Source organism: Bacillus sp. T-10(2022), from assembly GCF_056502895.1.
Window position 1 is genome coordinate 4049255 of record NZ_CP113518.1, and the last position, 16785, is coordinate 4066039.

The following is a 16785-nucleotide window of genomic DNA, read 5'->3' on the forward strand; positions in this document are numbered from 1 at the left end:
GATCAATCTTGTATTTTTTTAAAAAACACGGCCTAATGTTAGGCCGTGAAAGAAGTTTATGCGTAAGCTCCCATGATGTTGGAAATGGCTTCCTGGTCTAAAAGATTTGCTTTTATTTCTGCAATCATCTCTGTAGTGGACGTAATACTTGGCTGGCCATTTGCGATATCGCCTGTTCTTAAGCCATATTCAAGGACCGTTTCCACCGCCTGCTCAACGGCTTTTGCCTCATCTTCCAAACCAAAGGATAGACGCAGCATGGACGCCGCTGATAAAATCGTCCCAATCGGATTAGCCAGGTTTTTGCCTGCGATATCCGGGGCGGAACCATGAATCGGTTCATATAGATTAGGCCCACTTGTTGATATGGAGGCAGAAGGTAGCATTCCAAGCGAGCCAGTCAATACCGACGCTTCATCGCTTAAAATATCACCGAACATATTCTCCGTCACGATAATATCAAATTGTTTCGGATTTTTGATCAATTGCATGGCTGCATTATCAACAAGCATATGTTCAAGGATTACATCCGGATAGTCCTTGGCAATTTCTTCTGCCGTCTCACGCCACATCCGGCTGGATTCAAGAACATTCGCTTTATCCACGGATGTTACTTTTTTCTTGCGCTCCGATGCTAATGCAAAAGCAAGTTCAATGATGCGCTTCATTTCGCTTTTCTGATAGAAAAGTGTATCGACGACCGCCTCTTTCCCTTCTTTTTCAACGCGCTCACTTGGCTTTCCGAAATAAAGGCCGCCAGTTAGTTCCCTGACAATCACGAAATCCACATCTTCAATGAATTCCTTTTTAAGAGGAGAAGATTCCGACAAGCTGGAATAATAGCTGATTGGACGGATGTTGGCATAAAGATTCAAATCTTTTCGGATTTTCAACAAACCTCGTTCCGGTCTTAGGTGCGCAGGCTGGTCATCCCACTTAGGTCCTCCAACGGCCCCTAATAATACCGCATCGCTGTTTTTACAAATCTCCACTGTTTCATCCGGCAGGGGTGAACCTGTGTTATCGATGGCCCCGCCGCCAATCTCACCATATTGAAATTCAAAATCGTGTCCATATCTTTGGGCAACGGCTTCGAGGATTTCTACAGCGCCTCTTGTTACTTCTTTCCCGATGCCATCTCCTTGAAGCACCGCAATATTCCTTTTCATCGAAATCTCCCCTTCCTATTGTAATACTGCTTTTTCTTCCAGTTCCTTCATGATGATCACACGGTTCACAGCATTCAAATACGCTTTGGCGGATGCTTCCAAGACGTCCTGATCAAGACCCCTGCCGCTTGTTTCCACACCGTTATAATCAATTTTCACAAAAACCTGAGCAAGGGCATCCATTCCGCCGCCCACCGATTGAATTCGATAGTCCAGCAAGTTGATCTCGCTGCCCAAACATCTTTCAAGCGTGTTATATAAGGCTTCTACACTTCCTGCACCTGTAGCCGCTTCCTGAATCTCTTCATTATCGCCTTTTTTCAGTGTGACCGTCGCTGTCGCCGTCTGATGAGTACCATGGGAGATCTGTAAGGAAATCATGTCATAAAAACTGATATCCGTCGCTTTCTCTTCAAGCACCAGCGCAACGATATCTTCATCCGTCATGTTCTTTTTATTATCGGCCAATTCCTTGAACTGAATGAATAATGAGTTCATTTCCTCATCCGTTACCGTAAAATTCAACTCTTGTAATCTTTCTTTGAAAGCATGGCGTCCTGAATGCTTTCCTAAAACTAGTGAATTGGACGAAACCCCGACAAGTTCAGGTGAAATGATTTCATATGTCGTTTTTTCTTTTAAAACGCCATCCTGGTGAATGCCAGATTCATGTGCGTATGCATTGGCACCAATAATGGCTTTATTAGCCGGAACTTGCATTCCCGTAAGGCGGCTGACCAAATCACTGGTCCTTTTTATTTCATTCAATACAAGACCCGTTTCCGCTTGATAGAAATCTTTACGGATGTAGAGTGCCATGGCCACTTCTTCAAGCGCCACGTTTCCCGCACGTTCACCAATTCCGTTGATTGTGCCTTCGACTTGCGTAGCCCCGCCTTCGATGGCAGCCAATGAATTGGCCGTCGCCATTCCAAGATCGTCATGGCAGTGTGCGGATAAACTAACTTTATCAATAGAAGGAACATGTTCACGAAGGTATCTGAAAATGTTTCCGTACTCGATTGGAGCTGCATACCCTACTGTATCCGGGATGTTAATGACCTTAGCACCAGCTTGAATGACCGCTTCGACGATTTCAGCCAAATAGTCAAGTTCTGTACGGCTTGCATCTTCTGCAGACCATTGTACGATAGGAAAACGAGCTGCCCCGTACTTGACCATCTCAACTGCCTTTTCAATCACTTGCTGCTTCGACATTTTCAACTTATATTCACGATGAATGGGCGAAGTGGCGATGAACGTATGCAACCTTGGTTCTTCCCCGCCCCTTAATGAATCCCAAGCTGCATCGATATCTCCTTTTACAGCACGCGCCAGCCCTGTGACAGAGCTGTTTTTGATTTTGCGCGCGATTTCCTGTACGGAGTTGAAATCCCCTTTGGATGCTGCCGGAAAACCGGCTTCGATAATATCAACACCCAATCTTTCAAGCTGATAAGCAATTTCAAGTTTTTCGGTAAAATTCAAATTTACACCGGCTGATTGCTCCCCATCTCGAAGTGTAGTTTCAAATATATTAATTTTTCGCAACGGCTACCACTTCTTTCTCTTTTTGTTGAGGTTTTACGAATGGCATCATTTTTCTTAATTCACGGCCAACCACTTCGATTTGATGTTGGTTTTCACGATTATTGATAGCATTGAAGACTGGACGATTCGCTTGGTTTTCCAAGATCCATCCTTTTGCGAACTCACCGTCTTGGATGTCTTTCAAGATCGCTTTCATTGCCTCTTTCGTAGTTTCCGTCACAACGCGTGGTCCAGAAACGAAATCTCCCCATTGAGCTGTGTCAGAAATGGAATAGCGCATGTTTTCCATACCGCCTTCATACATAAGGTCGATGATTAATTTAAGTTCATGTAAACACTCGAAATATGCTACTTCCGGTTGGTATCCAGCTTCTGTCAAGGTTTCGAATCCAGCTTTCACAAGGGCAGTCAATCCGCCGCAAAGTACGGCCTGCTCTCCAAATAGATCCGTTTCCGTTTCTTCCTGGAATGTAGTTTCCAAACCGCCAGCTCTTAAAGAGCCGATTCCCCGAGCGTAAGCAAGGGCCAAATCTTTTGCTTCACCCGTAACATTTTGATAGATGGCGAATAATGCCGGCACCCCTGCACCTTGTTCATATGTACGGCGAACAAGATGTCCCGGACCCTTTGGAGCGACTAATAATACATCTACGTCTGCCGGAGGAACGATTTGGTTGAAATGGACGTTGAATCCGTGTGCGAACATTAACGCTTGACCTGCACGCAGTACCGGTTTGATTTCTTCTTGGTATACTTTCGGCTGGGTTTCATCCGGTAATAGGTTCATGATCACGTCTGCCTGTTCAGCTGCCTCTTTCACCGTGTAAACATTAAAGCCGTCTTCCACCGCTTTATCGAAGGATTTACCTTTCCTGATTCCGATGATTACATCTACACCGCTGTCACGTAGGTTTTGTGCGTGTGCGTGTCCTTGTGAACCATATCCGATGACCGCTACCTTTTTATTGTTGAAGAAATTCTCGTTTGCTTCTGCGTTATAATATACTTTTGCCATAATAATTACATCTCCCTTTTCATCATTGTTTTTTGTTTTGTTTTTTGTTTTGGTTTGGTTTTTGTTTTATACGATTGTCGCACTCTTAGCGTGTGCAATTTGCATTCCACGCGGGATGGCGGCCGTCCCTGTCCTTGCCAATTCCTTGATGCCATATGGCTTGATCAGTTCAATGAAGGCTTCGATTTTATCCGATTCCCCTGTGATTTGAACTGTCAGGCTATCTTTACTGACATCAATAACTGAAGCTCGGAAGGGTTCGATGACTGAATAAATCTCAGCTCGGGTTTGTGTAGTCACCAATATTTTAATGAGCGCAAGTTCCCTCGCCACAATCGATTGATTCGTAATATCATATACTTTCAAAACATCGATCTGCTTATTCAATTGCTTGGTAATCTGTTCAATGACAGCTTCGTCATCAACATCGACCACGAAGGTCATCCTTGAAATGCCATCCTGTTCGGAAGGTCCGACAGTCATGCCTTCAATGTTATAATTTCTTTTCGTGAACAGGTTCGTAATCCGATTCAGGACGCCTGGCCTGTTGTTCACGGTGAGGCTAAGAATTCCCTTCATTGATTAAACTCCTTCCATTTCATCAAGCCCTTTTCCTTGTGCTACCATCGGAAAGACATTTTCGTTTTGTTTTACCCGGAAATCAATCAACACTGGACCATCAGTCTTTAACGCTACATCCAGGCAGTTGCTTGCTTCTTCCTCCGTCGTCACTTTGTATCCCGGAATTCCATAAGCATCGGCCAATTTCACGAAATCCGGATGCGATTGAAAAATACTGTGTGAGAAACGTTTATCATGAAAGAGTTCCTGCCACTGTCTTACCATCCCTAGTGCCCCGTTGTTGACGATGATGATTTTGATTGGCAGATTCATTTCGGCAATGACTGAAAGTTCCTGCAGGCACATCTGGAATCCACCATCCCCCGATATGGAAAGCACCGTCGCTTTCGGATTCGCCAGTTGCGCTCCGAGAGCCGATGGTAAGCCAAAGCCCATCGTCCCCAATCCACCGGAAGTGACCCATGAATCCGGTTTGTTAAATGGATAGTATTGCGCTGCCCACATTTGATGCTGTCCAACATCCGTCGTAACAATGGCTTCCCCATTCGTTTTTTCATGAAGCATCTGGATGACCCGCTGAGGTTTCAATACGCCTTCTTCATGGGTATAACGCAATGGGAACTCTTCATTCCATGCAGTCAGCTGTGTTGTCCATTCATCAATTTCCGGTTTCTTGCCATTTTGCGTAATCAACTCCGCCAGCGCTTCCTTGGCACTTCCGACGACCGGAATTTTTGTCGGCACATTTTTACCGATTTCCGCTGGATCAATATCGATATGGGCCACCGTTGCATGCTGTGCGAATTTCGCTAGGTTCCCAGTCAATCGATCATCGAATCTGGCACCGATATTGATTAATAGATCACATTTCGCTAATGCCATGTTTGCTGCATAGCAGCCATGCATACCACCCATTCCGATAAAGAGAGGATGTTCCGCCGGAAAGCCCCCAAGACCCAATAAAGTGTGGACGACGGGAATGCCTTGCTGCTCGACATATTCCTTTAATAGATGGGAGGCCTTTGCATGCAGGACACCTGCCCCTGCAAGAATGACCGGTCTTTTCGCCCCGCTTACTGCTTCAACAAGCTTTCTGATCTGTAAGTAATTCGGCTTGGTCGTCGGCTGATAGCCCGGGAGATTCATTTCTGGCTCCTCTTCAGTCGATACACCTTCTATAATGGCCATGTCCTTAGGTATATCGATTAATACTGGACCGGGCCGGCCGCTTGAAGCGATATAAAAAGCTTCTTTTATAATGCGCGGAAGGTCTTCCGGCCTCCTTACCTGATAGTTATGTTTTGTGATCGGGGTAGTAATCCCCAGTACATCAGCCTCCTGGAAAGCATCCGAGCCAATTACACTGGTAGCTACCTGACCCGAAATTACCACAAGCGGTAAAGAGTCAATCATTGCATCGGCCAAACCGGTGACAATGTTCGTTGCCCCTGGACCGGATGTAACTATGACCACCCCCGGCTTGCCGGTAATCCTGGCGTATCCTTCCGCTGCATGAATCGCACCTTGTTCGTGCCTTGTCAAAATATGAAAAAGTTCTGAACTGTAAAGCTTGTCATAAATCGGCAATACAGAACCTCCCGGATAACCAAAGATGACTTCAACATTTTCCTTTTTCAATGCATTCAGCAGAAATTCAGCACCACTATAATGTGTCTTTCCACTTTTCCGATCAGCAACAACTGACTTTTGTGTCATTTCGTAAAAAACCTCCTTCACTTTTCTATTAAATATTTCATAACATTCAGAATTTTCAGCTTTTTATGCATACAAAAAAGCCTTTTCACCCCAAATGTACTTGCACTAGGCAAGTTAAAGGGGTGAAAAGGCTTGATGAGCCACTCCACGGTACCACCCTTTTTCGCATGAAACTCCATGCGCACTTTGAATAGCCTACACTATTCTCTGTTTTGGTAACGGGTACTGGTACGCACCCGTTCAGCCCTACTAGTCTGACGTTCAAGCTGAAACTCCAAGGTGAGTTCATCTTTAGGGACAATACCGGCTCTCAGCTACCCGGCTCTCTGTGACTGCCTTTTTAAAAGACTACTTATCCTCTTCAATGCTTTTCGCATTATTCATATTTTTCGAAACGCTTATGTTTGATGTCTTGTATTTGTGATTATCTTACGTGTATTTCAGGTAGTAGTCAACAGGTTTTTTGAAATTTTTTGATAATTCTAAATTGAAAGATTTGTTGTATCCGCTTACATACCTATCATGACCACATTCTACAAAAAAAGTTTTTTCAATATTTAATTTTTAAAAACGTCACATACCCCATTAAAATTATTAACGTGAGTGATAACAAACTTCTCCACTGAAATATCCTCGCACTACCCACATGATGCCAGTCACTAGTATTAGTGTTCACAAATAGCGGACCATCCATTTTCCCTTTCACTGTTCGCTGACGCCACTCTTGATACAAGATTCGGCCTCAATCCCTTTTGAAGATCTCTCGTGGATAAACCGCCTGCCATTCCAAGATGCGGAAAATCACGGAACAATTCAAAATCCCCTCCCCAAACAAATCCCAGGGATTTTGCTATGGCCGCCACCCTTGTCCACTTTTCGCCCTCTGTCCATAATGTCCGCTTGCCGTCATCACTAACAATGACAAAATCTACAGCAAGGCCATAGTTATGCAAGGACTGGCCCCCTCTGGCATAAGTCACGATTGGCTTTGATTTATTCGTTCTGCCCCGTTTATACAATTCATTTTGTTCTGGGAAACTTCGGTAACCAGCCGTTATTTGAACAAATATCCCCGCTTCATAAGCTAATTTAACCACTTCAAGTATCGTCTCGTTCACGACTGGGTTCATACCGCTTCCCATATTTTCCTTTGCACGATTCAATAGGGTTTGTAATTTGATGGCCATCCTAGCACCTCCCCTATATTAAATGCGAACAACACTGTAGGCGGAAAGGCGTTTAATATTTTTTCCTTCGAGAATTGAAGGGGTAAAAAAAAAAGACAAAGGGGCTGAACACAGGTGATATGAATCATCCCCTGGTTCAGCCCTCCGGTTCATTTAGCCAATACATCCTCGTATTCTGCATTTTTTTCAAATTGTTTTTGAACGAACGAACATACCGGAACAATTTTCAGTTTTTCCTCCCTTGCGAATCCTATTACCTTTTCAACAAGGGCATTTCCTACCTTTTGCCCGCGAAGCTTGTCAGAAACAACGGTATGATCGACCGTGATTTCATCATCACCTGATTTAAAGAATGTAATTTCCGCTAATTTCTCACCAGATTCTTCGACAAAAAAAGAACTTTCACCTTTTCTGATATCAACCATGTTAATGACCTCCTTTTAGTTCCTTTTTATCATATCTCACAAAATGGAAATTAAACAAATATTTAAAACTTGAATGAAATTGAATAAAGTAAAGCACTTTCAAGAGTTTTAAAGCTAGCATTATCCATGTTAAGTTTATTCACAAACTGATGGTGGCTAATATAAAATTTTTAAAGGAAGGCAAAAGGCAAAACTTGACCGACCTTTCCTAGCCTCGGATATACACTTCCGGTAATATCTAAGCTTTACCATGGCTGACGTGCACAATACTGAATGAAATATTTTTAAAAGGTTTTAATTTCTCTCCATAACCAAAATGAAATACATAGTTTTTCAAGCTTTCATTTTTTGATTGAATTTATATAATGGAAGAAATCTTTCCGTAAAGATGTAAGAATAAGTATTTAATAGTAGATACTGAAAAAACTGCCCTTTAAATGTTAGGACAGTTTTACACTTTTATGAAAACAAAATATAAAATGATCATCGATAACAATATGACCATAAAAACAGCGATTAGAATAACGTGCGCACTCGTGGGCCCCTTCATTGATTTGCCGCTTCTTCTGAAGATAACCGAACGTCGCCAGCACTGTAATCACAAGGCCCAATGCACATGCAAACATCCCCAGCACGATACTGATCAGGTCAATACGGGGATCCCGATGCACACCAATCGTAAAATGCAGGCTTGTCGCAAGAAAACCAACCCCCACTATCGCAATCACCGTTCTTACCCACGCTAAAAAGGTGCGTTCATTAGCCAGATGCTGCTGGGCATATTTCAATTGGTTTTTCTCCATGTCATCACCTTAATCGAACGTTTTTGATCAACCTTAAAAATCAGTCATCTTTTCAGCAGCGAAAAGGCCCTGAACATAGACCCGACAAACATTAGCCCTGCACCGCCGAGCAATAAATATATACATAGAGTTTTATCAATAACATTCAAAGGATAAAGTAATGCCCCTAGCGCTATGATTGCTCCTATCCCCGTTATGGTCCATCCTATTTTTTTCATTCGCAACTCCTAAAATTAATTATTTAGTGAAGGTCCTCCACGGGTTTCCCCCTTTTTCATAGATAGGTCCCTCATTACTAGCTTAAACCATTTAAAAACTTACAACAAGTGAGATCCACCGATTATTTTCCCGCAAAAAAAGAGCCACAAATGACTCCCTGTTTTGAACACGCCCAAATTCAGCCGTTCTTTTTATCCTTTTCCATATACTCTTTTATTTTTCTTTCTTCCCACTCAGACCCGAAGTTTCCTTGTGCAAGAATGGTAATTCCATGTATCAGAACACCAATCCCCCACCCTCCAAGGGGATAAAGGAACCACCAATAACCGGAATCCGTCAATAGGTTAATCGCAATCAACATGACATTCACCAATACATACACCATTAGATGAATGTAGAATGCCTTAAGGTTTTCAACCCTTTTTTTCGCCCGTAGATATCCATCTCCATTTTCCATCCCAGTACCTCCTAATCATAAACACTAAAGTATATTACCATCTGCTTCCATAATACCTTATTTTTCATAAAGAAATAAGAATGAAATGCATCAAAGGTAAATCGGGAGCTGGGAATCAAGGAGAATCTCTAAAGGCCACTTACAAGTCAGTGGATTTCATTCTATTGTATCCCCGTTCTTCGTATGGCTGTATTTTGTCCATCCACATTTCTTCAAGTTTTTTCAATTCCCGTTTAACATCAAAAAATCCTGTATCTTTCGGCTTCAATACTTCCAGTACCTCAAAAGAAAAAGCATCTTTCCCATATTGGTTCCACTCACCTTGCAGAACTTTATTGGTGTTTGTTCCGACTTCCAATTCAAATTGTTTCCCCTTCAACGTCTTTAAATTCCTGGTGCTTCCGATAAAAACTTTATTATTTACCGTATTTCTGATTTGGTATACACCTGCTTCAACTTTCGTTTCTTTATATAATTGCTTCAATTCTTTTTTACGATCCATCTTTCTTGCCTCCAGTCATCATTTCTTCAGCCAATATTGGCTCCCATCAGTCTTTCTATCCAAGAATCCATATTCTATTAAATATCTTCTCAAAAGAACATGATCATGATAAACGGCACCCAATATTTGATTGATTTCTTTTTCTTCATATTTCCGCTCATTTTCAAAACGGTTCATAATTTCTTGGAGAATGATCAGCCTTTGTTTTTCCTTTGGCGGGAAAGACTTTAATGCATCCTGACTGCCTTTAGGGAAGTATTTTTTCAATACAGTCACCTTTTCTTCCTCTGTAACGTTATAACGATCATCGACCATCCTTGCTTTTTGATGAAGCGGGATAAATGCCGGCGCATGTTCATCTTTATCTTTCAAAAGTTCCATCAGGGCTAAAAACAACTTAGCCTGACGCTCTTTCTCTTTCAACACAAAACGATGGTTCCGAATGGTGGACGGACTGCCAATTCCCATTTCCTCCTGAACCTCAGCATCATTCTTCCCTTGGTAAAATAGGCGAAGAAGGCGGTTTTGATGGTCCGTGAGACCTGTAAGTTTTTTATCGAGATCAATCAAGTATTCAAAAACGGAGCTGTGTGCATGTTCAATATGAATTCGCATATACCTCTTTGCTTCATAAAGAACCCCATCTTTCGGGTATACTATCCCCTTTTCAACTGCATTTCCGCACAGCAAACAAACATATTGATTCTCACCTTCTATATATCCTTGTTTAAGCTCATCCTGAGATGCGCTCCAAAACATTTCAGCGTCCTTCATAAAACAAACACTTCCCTATAAAGTTTATAATATAATAAACATAATATTAATTCGTTTGCATTATGTCAATGTTTTTTCTGATTTAACTCCAGCAAAGTATCCAAAGATGACCTTGATAGTCAGAGGGGCTTCATAACATACAGCTGGCAGGCGAATACACCATCCATTCCCAGGACACTATGCCGATATAGTATATTGAATAATAAGCGTATTTTCCCCAATAATATGCTATATAAGCGTGAATAAGCTTTAGAGGAGGATATATTATTGAAAGATGAAAACGATGCAATTGTTCCATCAATCCATAACACCGATTTACACAAGGCAATAAAACATTTATCGGAACAATTCAAGGTATCACTGCCAGAATTACGCGATACGATTGATTTACTTATACAAAACCAATCAAGTGGGATGCAGCTTAGTGTAGAAGATCATAAAAGTTCACCCGTCGAAGAATTGAATACGGCAATAATCAAAAACCGTGAAATCATTAAAAAAAATCTCCAAACATTAAATAGAATTTGATATAGAAAAAAGGCATCCGATCATGGATGCCTTTTTTCTGTGGAGCATATGAAATTCCTAATATAAGTCCTTCGTTAGAGCTCATTAAGTATTAGCTAGGCACAAACTTAAGTATTCCTTCCAGATAAACACCTTGTTCTTTTCGTTTGCATTCCCTCAACTTGATTCTTCCTTCTTTTTCTAACTCCTTAGCTAATTGGACCACTTCAGTTCCATCTTCGGTTATTTCGACTGAGAAGAAATTGCCCCGAGTGGAAGTTTGAATGAACTTGAATAATCTATCTTTATTCATTTAAACATCTCCTTATTTATAACAAGTTCGACATAAAAGTTCATCCACCTGCGATAAATATAAATAAAAAACTTCTTGTCGTCATACGAACTTTAGCAGTTAAAAGGATAACAAATTGAAAACATCCTCGTTGACTTAAGCCAAAAGTAAAAAAGCCAAAACCTTAGAAGGTTTTGGCTTTTTCTAGTTAGTGTCCCAGGAGAGATTCGAACTCCCGACCGACGCCTTAGAAGGGCGTTGCTCTATCCAGCTGAGCTACTGAGACGTTTATGATATAAGTTGCGGTAAAACTTATGTATTACCTTAACTGTTCCCTTAGGACACTTCTTATTATAGTAGGATATCAAAAGAAAGTCAACGGTTTTTCATAAAAAGTTTTTTTCTTTTTTTATGAACCAGGAAGCGGGGAAAAACGCTTCCTGTTCATTATACATGAAGTCATTCCATTTGATAAGCATTTCTTAGTTCTTCAACGATTTTTCCTTCAAGGTCAAAATAGATGATTTCAAGTTGGTCATTTCCGATTTCCAAAATGGCATAGGTTTTCTCTTTTCGTCCACGCGGCTGACGTATGCTTCCCGGGTTGATGAAGAGCTTGCCGTCAATCAATTCGGAGCCTGCAGCGTGGGAGTGACCAAAGCAAATAATATCCGCCCCTGTCTCTTCACTTTTATAAGATAGGTTCATCAAGGTCATATTTATGTTATAGAGGTGTCCATGCGTAAGGAAGAAACGCTTGCCTGCGATATTCTCCACAATATCATTCGGATATGCCGAATCATAGTCACAATTCCCGCGAACGGCTAAGAACCCCGACATGTGAGGGTCATTTCTTTCCAACTCTGAATCACCGCAATGGATCATGGCAGCAACCTCTTGTTTATGACGGTCGGTAATCATGCTGATTTCATGAGTTAAGCCATGACTGTCACTCATTATTAGCACTTTCATCGTCACATTCCTTCTTCCCTTTTTAGAAATAGATCAAGTTTTTCATCTAGAGCCCTCAATGCGTTGGCACGGTGGCTGATTTTATTTTTTTTCTCTTTTGTCAATTCGGCGTTTGTTTTGCCCTGTTCCTCAACAAAAAAGATGGGATCATAACCAAATCCATTCGTTCCTGAAGGCTGTTCCGTAATCAAGCCTTCCATCGTTCCCGATACCGTAACTGTTTCCTGGTTGGGTGACGCTAGTGCCAAGGCGCAATAAAATCTCGCAGTCCTAGCCTCTTTTGGCACGCCTTCCAGTTCGCGGAGGACTTTTTCCGTGTTTGCTTCATCGCTCTTGTCCTCTCCAGCATAGCGCGCAGAATATACGCCTGGACGGCCCTCCAATGCATCTACAATCAATCCGGAATCATCAGCAATGACAAAGTGGCCTAGCTGATGGGCAATGGCCTCTGCCTTCAGGATCGCATTTTCTTCAAAGGTCGTGCCTGTTTCCTCAACATCCGGAGCATCCGGTACATCGAGAAGTGTTTTGACTTCATATCCTTTAGCAGAGAATAAGCTTTCGAACTCCTTGGCTTTCCCTTTATTTTTCGTTGCAATGATTACTGTCTTCATTTTTCATTTCACCCTTTTTCATTTTATCGGCATGAGAGCTCTTTTCGGGCTAAGAAAGAATTTGCTGTAATTCGTCATATGTAAAAGCCGCTTCTTCCAGTGCCAAACGGACGGATTCAGCGCTGCCTTTCATGATCAACAACAGCCGCTGAACTTTCCAGATAAGTTAAGTCTAACACAACTCCCTTATCTGCAATACTTATAAAACTAACGTTTGTAATTTTCACTATGTTCAATATGGATATTAACTTTTATGTTATTTATTGAAGACTTATCAAAGGAATTAATAATTTTATTATCCCACTTATTGGCATGGTATCTGTATGCCTTTTCACTTATGTTAAAAAGATCTGTATTGATTTTTTCCCCAGTCTCCAACGTCTTCAAAATATCTTGCTTAATTTTTATTTCTACCTTTTTTTCGATTTTTTCCATATCCAAGTTGTCTATATTTTGTTTCAATATTCCATTTGCTCTAACTTCTAAATCATATAAGGGTTTCTTTTGTTGTTCCAATACTATGATGTTTGTTTTGGGGTCCATGATTTCAACACTTACCTTTTGTTTGTTCAGGGAAAAAAACATTACAGTCGCCTTATTTCCAACCCATTTCATACCTATCAAATCTTGTTTACTTACGAACCCTTTATACTGTTGTTTTGATAAAACATAGCCGCCATTCAACGTTGGTATCTTTTTTTCTTTCCCCTTCTCTGAGTAATGACGCTCATTTATTACCATAGAGGGAATTAAAATGGAACCAACCGGTTGATAAAATTTCGAAACCAGCTCATTGAATTTTAACGGGGATATGAAATAATTCTCATTAATAACGGTCTCTGGCCTTTGAATGATCGTGAATAGGTTAGGAAGATTAAAGAAACTATCACTGTCAAACACCTTTTTAATATCTTCTTTTGTAACAAACAGCCATGAATTGTATCGCAATAAGGGCTCTTTCCCCACATATTCAATGAAATCCTTCATTTTCTTATTGATTACATTCTCACTTAAAATGAAGGAGTTAATATGCCCGATATACAGTGGCAATGCTGCATTTTGTTCTAATTCAGTAAATGCTTCTTCGATACTTTCCCCTTTACCTTCCCCAATGACAACAGAAGATTTTTCTTGTAATGCTGTGGCCCCCTCTTGTTTTGCTATATCCGCAAAATTCAATGCTTGAAAGTATAAGATGAATTCACCCTCTTTATAATCGACGCCTAGAGCGGATCCATATGTTTGAGCTTGAATTTCCTTCATTCCCCAACAGCCTGTCGTCAATAAAAGTTGACAGCCAATTACCATGACTGCAATTAGCTTTCTCATTTGTTCGACTCCTTTTGCGGTTCATTATCACTGGACTGTAGAGCTTGATTCCGCTGTCTTAACATCCCATACGGAAGCTTGAATAAGACTTTTAACATATCCGATTTATTTGGTTTGGAAAATGGATTCACAAAAGGCTGTCCGAAACTTTCCAAGGAAACCACAACAATCAAGATGAGGAATATTCCCATGAAGAATCCAAACAAGCCTAAAAACGCTGAACATGCAAATATGAATAACCTTATAAGAACGATATTCCCAGCAATATTCTGATTGATCAAGGTATAGCTTGAGAGAACTGTTACAGCTATTATTACGAGCATGGAGGGTGAGGTCAGTCCTGCCCGAATCGCTGCATCACCTATAATTAGTCCACCCAACACAGAAACCGTCGGACCTACAGCTTTTGGCAGGCGAAGACCGGCTTCTTTAAATAGTTCAAACAATATGATCATCAAGAATGCCTCCAAAGAAGCAGGTATGGGTAATCCCTGTCTCGTGATTGAAATCGTCGCAAGTAGCGAAAAGGGAATTTGATCGAATTGATAGGTAACTAACGCTATAAAAAAACCCGGTAACGTAACGGTTACAAATAAGGCGACTACACGAATGATGCGTATAAAACTAATGTAAAAAAAGCTTGCATGTGCGTCATCAGCAGAATAAAGCAACTGATTAATACTTGTTGGTCCGATCAAGCATGTGGGATTCCCGTCCACCAGGATGGCAAAGCGCCCTTGATTCAATGATTCAACAACATAGTCCGGTCGACCGATATAATCCATTAAGGGGAAGATGGAAAGTTGATTATCATATAAGAGTTCTTCAACTTGGTAACTGCTGACTATGATATCAACCTTTAATGAATCCAATCGTTCTTTAATATCCAAAAGAATCGAGGGATTAATAATGTCATCAATATAAAGCAGCAATATTTTTGTTTTACTTCTTTTCCCGATTGTATATTCTATACATTTAAGTGATGCCGTTTTTAACCTTTGGCGAATTAAAGACATGTTATCCGATATATTCTCAACAAATCCATCTCTAGGTCCACGAATGGAAGATTCTATATTGGATTCTTCCGGACTGCGCTTAGGGGAATTAGCTAATGGGGTATAGTAAATTTCATTAGAAGATTCATTAATAATGATCAGGTCTCCAGAAAAAAGAATGCTTTCCACTTCCTCTTTTAAACCGGAGCCCTTTTCAAGCATACTGATTTCCATAATATTGCTTAATTGATCAATTGTTAATTCCCCATTTTCTTGAACCGCTTTTGATATTGTAGGCAGTATCACTTCATTGATAAATGGCATATCCACTAAGTTCGGCGCATATAAAAAACCCAACAAATAACGACCTTCATTATCAAAAGTTTTTGTTCTTAAAACAACATCGGAAGAATGTTCGAACCATTTTTGGATTTGGTCAATGTAAGAAGGAGTTCCATTCAATTTTCCCTTCTTCATAATGTTTCACCTTTTCCTTTTCCCTTTATAAAAATAAGAATTAACAGTATAATTGCAGCACTTAAAAGAAACAGACTGCTGATTGGAAAGAAATACTTGTAGATAAGATTAAAAAATGAAGTAGCATCCCAATGGATTAGCGTGCCAATAACAATTAACAAATATAGCGAAAGCAGTATCCACTTCTGATGTTTTGAATTTGAGATTAATTTATAGCCTATAAATAAACATAAACTTATTCGAATCATGGCACCTGAAAGCCATTGGAAAATGGAAAGGAAATCAAGTCGAGTAATATAATAGCCAAACCTTAGCAACTTCCACTGTTCGTAAGCTGGATTCCTCATTTTCACTGCTTCCACAGAACCAAATTCTGCAATCGCTCCCATGAGGGGTCCTAACGTCAGCATGATTAAGATAATACCAACCAGTAAAAGCCACTTGGCTTTTAGCTTATTTTTCAGGTAAGGAGTTAAAAATAAAAAAACGATGATTTCTAAATATCCTGCACTCGTATACAGAATTCCATTTAAAGTATTGCTATATCCGCTTTCAAATATCGGGAACAATAATTCGTAATTCTTATTACTCGTATTCCCCAGCCCCACAAATATCCCGAAAAAAGTGACGACCGGAAGAAATAGGAGAGCCAAAGTACTTATGGTGCGTATTCCTTTATAACTTGCAAAAATACATATAAAGGTGAATAGGCTGACAACTACGATGTTTGGTATTTCATGAGTATAATTAGCTTTTGCCCAAATCACTGTAAATTTGACGGTAATGAAGGCGTTAATTATAAAGTACAACCCAAATGCTATAGTGAAGATATATGTAACAAAAGGTGTAGACCATTTTTTCAGAAAAGAGATTATATCTTCTTTATCTAGTTTTTTATAAATATAAAAAATAAATAGTGTCCAAACAAAACATGGAACAACACTTATTATGACACTTATCCATGCGTCGCGTTGAGATGCGGTCAATATATTGGGAAGGAGCAGGACATGTACCATGAATCCTGTATTCATAATGATCAAAACATAGATGTGTAAAGCCTGAATGACCTTTTGATCCAAAATAATATCCCCCCATTAATTACATGATTAAAAGTAATTTCCCCTTTTAAAAATTTATTTATGTAAAAACTTTCTCTTGATACGAGAAATTGCTTAGCTGAGGTATTAGTTTTCAACTAA

Annotated in this window: 19 protein-coding genes, 1 tRNA gene and 1 other annotated feature; of the genes, 1 reads left to right on the forward strand and 19 read right to left on the reverse strand. The window is 40.4% G+C overall.

The genetic code is table 11. The features are described 5' to 3' along the window. Positions 1–56 precede the first annotated feature (56 nt). The 12 genes from leuB to OSJ91_RS19840 form a co-directional block, all read right to left on the reverse strand. Positions 57–1169: a 3-isopropylmalate dehydrogenase gene (leuB, locus tag OSJ91_RS19785; protein ID WP_350299632.1), complete on the reverse strand. Its 1113-nt coding sequence runs from the start codon at positions 1167–1169 to the stop codon at positions 57–59. Positions 1170–1184: 15 nt separating this feature from the next. After that, positions 1185–2720 carry a 2-isopropylmalate synthase gene (locus tag OSJ91_RS19790; protein WP_350299633.1) on the reverse strand — a complete coding sequence of 512 codons (1536 nt, stop codon included), beginning with the start codon at positions 2718–2720 and terminating at the stop codon, positions 1185–1187. Then, complete coding sequence (ilvC, locus tag OSJ91_RS19795; protein WP_101222818.1) at positions 2707–3735, reverse strand: ketol-acid reductoisomerase; 1029 nt, start codon at positions 3733–3735, stop codon at positions 2707–2709. The genes OSJ91_RS19790 and ilvC overlap by 14 nt, the downstream gene beginning before the upstream one ends. Positions 3736–3801: 66 nt before the next feature. Continuing rightward, the gene (ilvN, locus tag OSJ91_RS19800; RefSeq protein ID WP_101222819.1) at positions 3802–4314 is read right to left on the reverse strand and encodes an acetolactate synthase small subunit; all 513 of its coding nucleotides are present in this window, start codon (positions 4312–4314) and stop codon (positions 3802–3804) included. 3 nt (positions 4315–4317) lie between these two features. After that, on the reverse strand, positions 4318–6033 hold the full coding sequence (gene ilvB / locus OSJ91_RS19805) for an acetolactate synthase large subunit (protein ID WP_350299635.1): 1716 nt from the start codon (positions 6031–6033) through the stop codon (positions 4318–4320). Between the two features lie 115 nt (positions 6034–6148). Further along, positions 6149–6407: a binding site (T-box leader), on the reverse strand. Positions 6408–6698: 291 nt separating this feature from the next. After that, complete coding sequence (locus OSJ91_RS19810; protein WP_413019154.1) at positions 6699–7220, reverse strand: M15 family metallopeptidase; 522 nt, start codon at positions 7218–7220, stop codon at positions 6699–6701. A gap of 149 nt (positions 7221–7369) precedes the next feature. Continuing rightward, complete coding sequence (locus tag OSJ91_RS19815; RefSeq protein ID WP_350299637.1) at positions 7370–7645, reverse strand: GNAT family N-acetyltransferase; 276 nt, start codon at positions 7643–7645, stop codon at positions 7370–7372. Positions 7646–8085: 440 nt separating this feature from the next. Next, entirely contained in the window at positions 8086–8448 is a 363-nt protein-coding gene (locus OSJ91_RS19820) for a YidH family protein (protein ID WP_485890282.1), read from the reverse strand. Between the two features lie 44 nt (positions 8449–8492). Beyond that, positions 8493–8666, reverse strand: a complete 174-nt coding sequence (locus OSJ91_RS19825) for a hypothetical protein (protein WP_170971560.1) — start codon at positions 8664–8666, stop codon at positions 8493–8495. A 179-nt stretch (positions 8667–8845) separates the two neighbouring features. After that, positions 8846–9124 carry a 2TM domain-containing protein gene (locus tag OSJ91_RS19830; protein ID WP_252278123.1) on the reverse strand — a complete coding sequence of 93 codons (279 nt, stop codon included), beginning with the start codon at positions 9122–9124 and terminating at the stop codon, positions 8846–8848. Positions 9125–9263: 139 nt separating this feature from the next. Further along, positions 9264–9626, reverse strand: coding sequence for a GIY-YIG nuclease family protein (locus tag OSJ91_RS19835; RefSeq protein ID WP_350299639.1), 363 nt, complete (start codon positions 9624–9626; stop codon positions 9264–9266). 18 nt (positions 9627–9644) lie between these two features. After that, positions 9645–10400, reverse strand: a complete 756-nt coding sequence (locus OSJ91_RS19840) for a DUF2087 domain-containing protein (protein ID WP_485890283.1) — start codon at positions 10398–10400, stop codon at positions 9645–9647. 267 nt (positions 10401–10667) lie between these two features. Here OSJ91_RS19840 and OSJ91_RS19845 point away from each other — a divergent pair, with 267 nt between their 5' ends. Continuing rightward, positions 10668–10928: a hypothetical protein gene (locus OSJ91_RS19845; protein ID WP_485890284.1), complete on the forward strand. Its 261-nt coding sequence runs from the start codon at positions 10668–10670 to the stop codon at positions 10926–10928. 91 nt (positions 10929–11019) lie between these two features. Here OSJ91_RS19845 and OSJ91_RS19850 read toward each other — a convergent pair whose 3' ends face one another. From OSJ91_RS19850 to OSJ91_RS19880, 7 genes are all read right to left on the reverse strand, one after another. Continuing rightward, the gene (locus OSJ91_RS19850) at positions 11020–11220 is read right to left on the reverse strand and encodes a hypothetical protein (RefSeq protein ID WP_063575539.1); all 201 of its coding nucleotides are present in this window, start codon (positions 11218–11220) and stop codon (positions 11020–11022) included. Between the two features lie 191 nt (positions 11221–11411). Continuing rightward, positions 11412–11485: transfer RNA gene (locus OSJ91_RS19855), tRNA-Arg, on the reverse strand. A gap of 173 nt (positions 11486–11658) precedes the next feature. Then, positions 11659–12171: a metallophosphoesterase gene (locus OSJ91_RS19860; protein WP_350299642.1), complete on the reverse strand. Its 513-nt coding sequence runs from the start codon at positions 12169–12171 to the stop codon at positions 11659–11661. A 2-nt stretch (positions 12172–12173) separates the two neighbouring features. Beyond that, positions 12174–12785 carry an XTP/dITP diphosphatase gene (locus OSJ91_RS19865; RefSeq protein WP_485890285.1) on the reverse strand — a complete coding sequence of 204 codons (612 nt, stop codon included), beginning with the start codon at positions 12783–12785 and terminating at the stop codon, positions 12174–12176. Between the two features lie 207 nt (positions 12786–12992). Further along, entirely contained in the window at positions 12993–14114 is a 1122-nt protein-coding gene (locus OSJ91_RS19870; RefSeq protein WP_350299644.1) for a Ger(x)C family spore germination protein, read from the reverse strand. Continuing rightward, a complete protein-coding gene (locus OSJ91_RS19875) occupies positions 14111–15586 on the reverse strand; it encodes a spore germination protein (protein ID WP_350299645.1) in 1476 nt (491 codons plus the stop codon). The genes OSJ91_RS19870 and OSJ91_RS19875 overlap by 4 nt, the downstream gene beginning before the upstream one ends. After that, entirely contained in the window at positions 15583–16665 is a 1083-nt protein-coding gene (locus OSJ91_RS19880) for a GerAB/ArcD/ProY family transporter (RefSeq protein ID WP_485890286.1), read from the reverse strand. Before OSJ91_RS19880 ends, OSJ91_RS19875 begins: the two co-directional genes overlap by 4 nt. Positions 16666–16785 lie beyond the last annotated feature (120 nt).

Excerpts from the sequence above, each read along its gene's own strand:
- leuB (WP_350299632.1), bottom strand. The coding sequence starts at position 1,169 with ATGAAAAGGAATATTGCGGTGCTTCAAGGAGATGGCATCGGGAAAGAA.
- ilvC (WP_101222818.1), bottom strand. The coding sequence starts at position 3,735 with ATGGCAAAAGTATATTATAACGCAGAAGCAAACGAGAATTTCTTCAAC.
- ilvN (WP_101222819.1), bottom strand. The coding sequence starts at position 4,314 with ATGAAGGGAATTCTTAGCCTCACCGTGAACAACAGGCCAGGCGTCCTG.
- ilvB (WP_350299635.1), bottom strand. The coding sequence starts at position 6,033 with ATGACACAAAAGTCAGTTGTTGCTGATCGGAAAAGTGGAAAGACACAT.
- OSJ91_RS19810 (WP_413019154.1), bottom strand. The coding sequence starts at position 7,220 with ATGGCCATCAAATTACAAACCCTATTGAATCGTGCAAAGGAAAATATG.
- OSJ91_RS19815 (WP_350299637.1), bottom strand. The coding sequence starts at position 7,645 with ATGGTTGATATCAGAAAAGGTGAAAGTTCTTTTTTTGTCGAAGAATCT.
- OSJ91_RS19820 (WP_485890282.1), bottom strand. The coding sequence starts at position 8,448 with ATGGAGAAAAACCAATTGAAATATGCCCAGCAGCATCTGGCTAATGAA.
- OSJ91_RS19825 (WP_170971560.1), bottom strand. The coding sequence starts at position 8,666 with ATGAAAAAAATAGGATGGACCATAACGGGGATAGGAGCAATCATAGCG.
- OSJ91_RS19830 (WP_252278123.1), bottom strand. The coding sequence starts at position 9,124 with ATGGAAAATGGAGATGGATATCTACGGGCGAAAAAAAGGGTTGAAAAC.
- OSJ91_RS19835 (WP_350299639.1), bottom strand. The coding sequence starts at position 9,626 with ATGGATCGTAAAAAAGAATTGAAGCAATTATATAAAGAAACGAAAGTT.
- OSJ91_RS19840 (WP_485890283.1), bottom strand. The coding sequence starts at position 10,400 with ATGAAGGACGCTGAAATGTTTTGGAGCGCATCTCAGGATGAGCTTAAA.
- OSJ91_RS19850 (WP_063575539.1), bottom strand. The coding sequence starts at position 11,220 with ATGAATAAAGATAGATTATTCAAGTTCATTCAAACTTCCACTCGGGGC.
- OSJ91_RS19860 (WP_350299642.1), bottom strand. The coding sequence starts at position 12,171 with ATGAAAGTGCTAATAATGAGTGACAGTCATGGCTTAACTCATGAAATC.
- OSJ91_RS19865 (WP_485890285.1), bottom strand. The coding sequence starts at position 12,785 with ATGAAGACAGTAATCATTGCAACGAAAAATAAAGGGAAAGCCAAGGAG.
- OSJ91_RS19870 (WP_350299644.1), bottom strand. The coding sequence starts at position 14,114 with ATGAGAAAGCTAATTGCAGTCATGGTAATTGGCTGTCAACTTTTATTG.
- OSJ91_RS19875 (WP_350299645.1), bottom strand. The coding sequence starts at position 15,586 with ATGAAGAAGGGAAAATTGAATGGAACTCCTTCTTACATTGACCAAATC.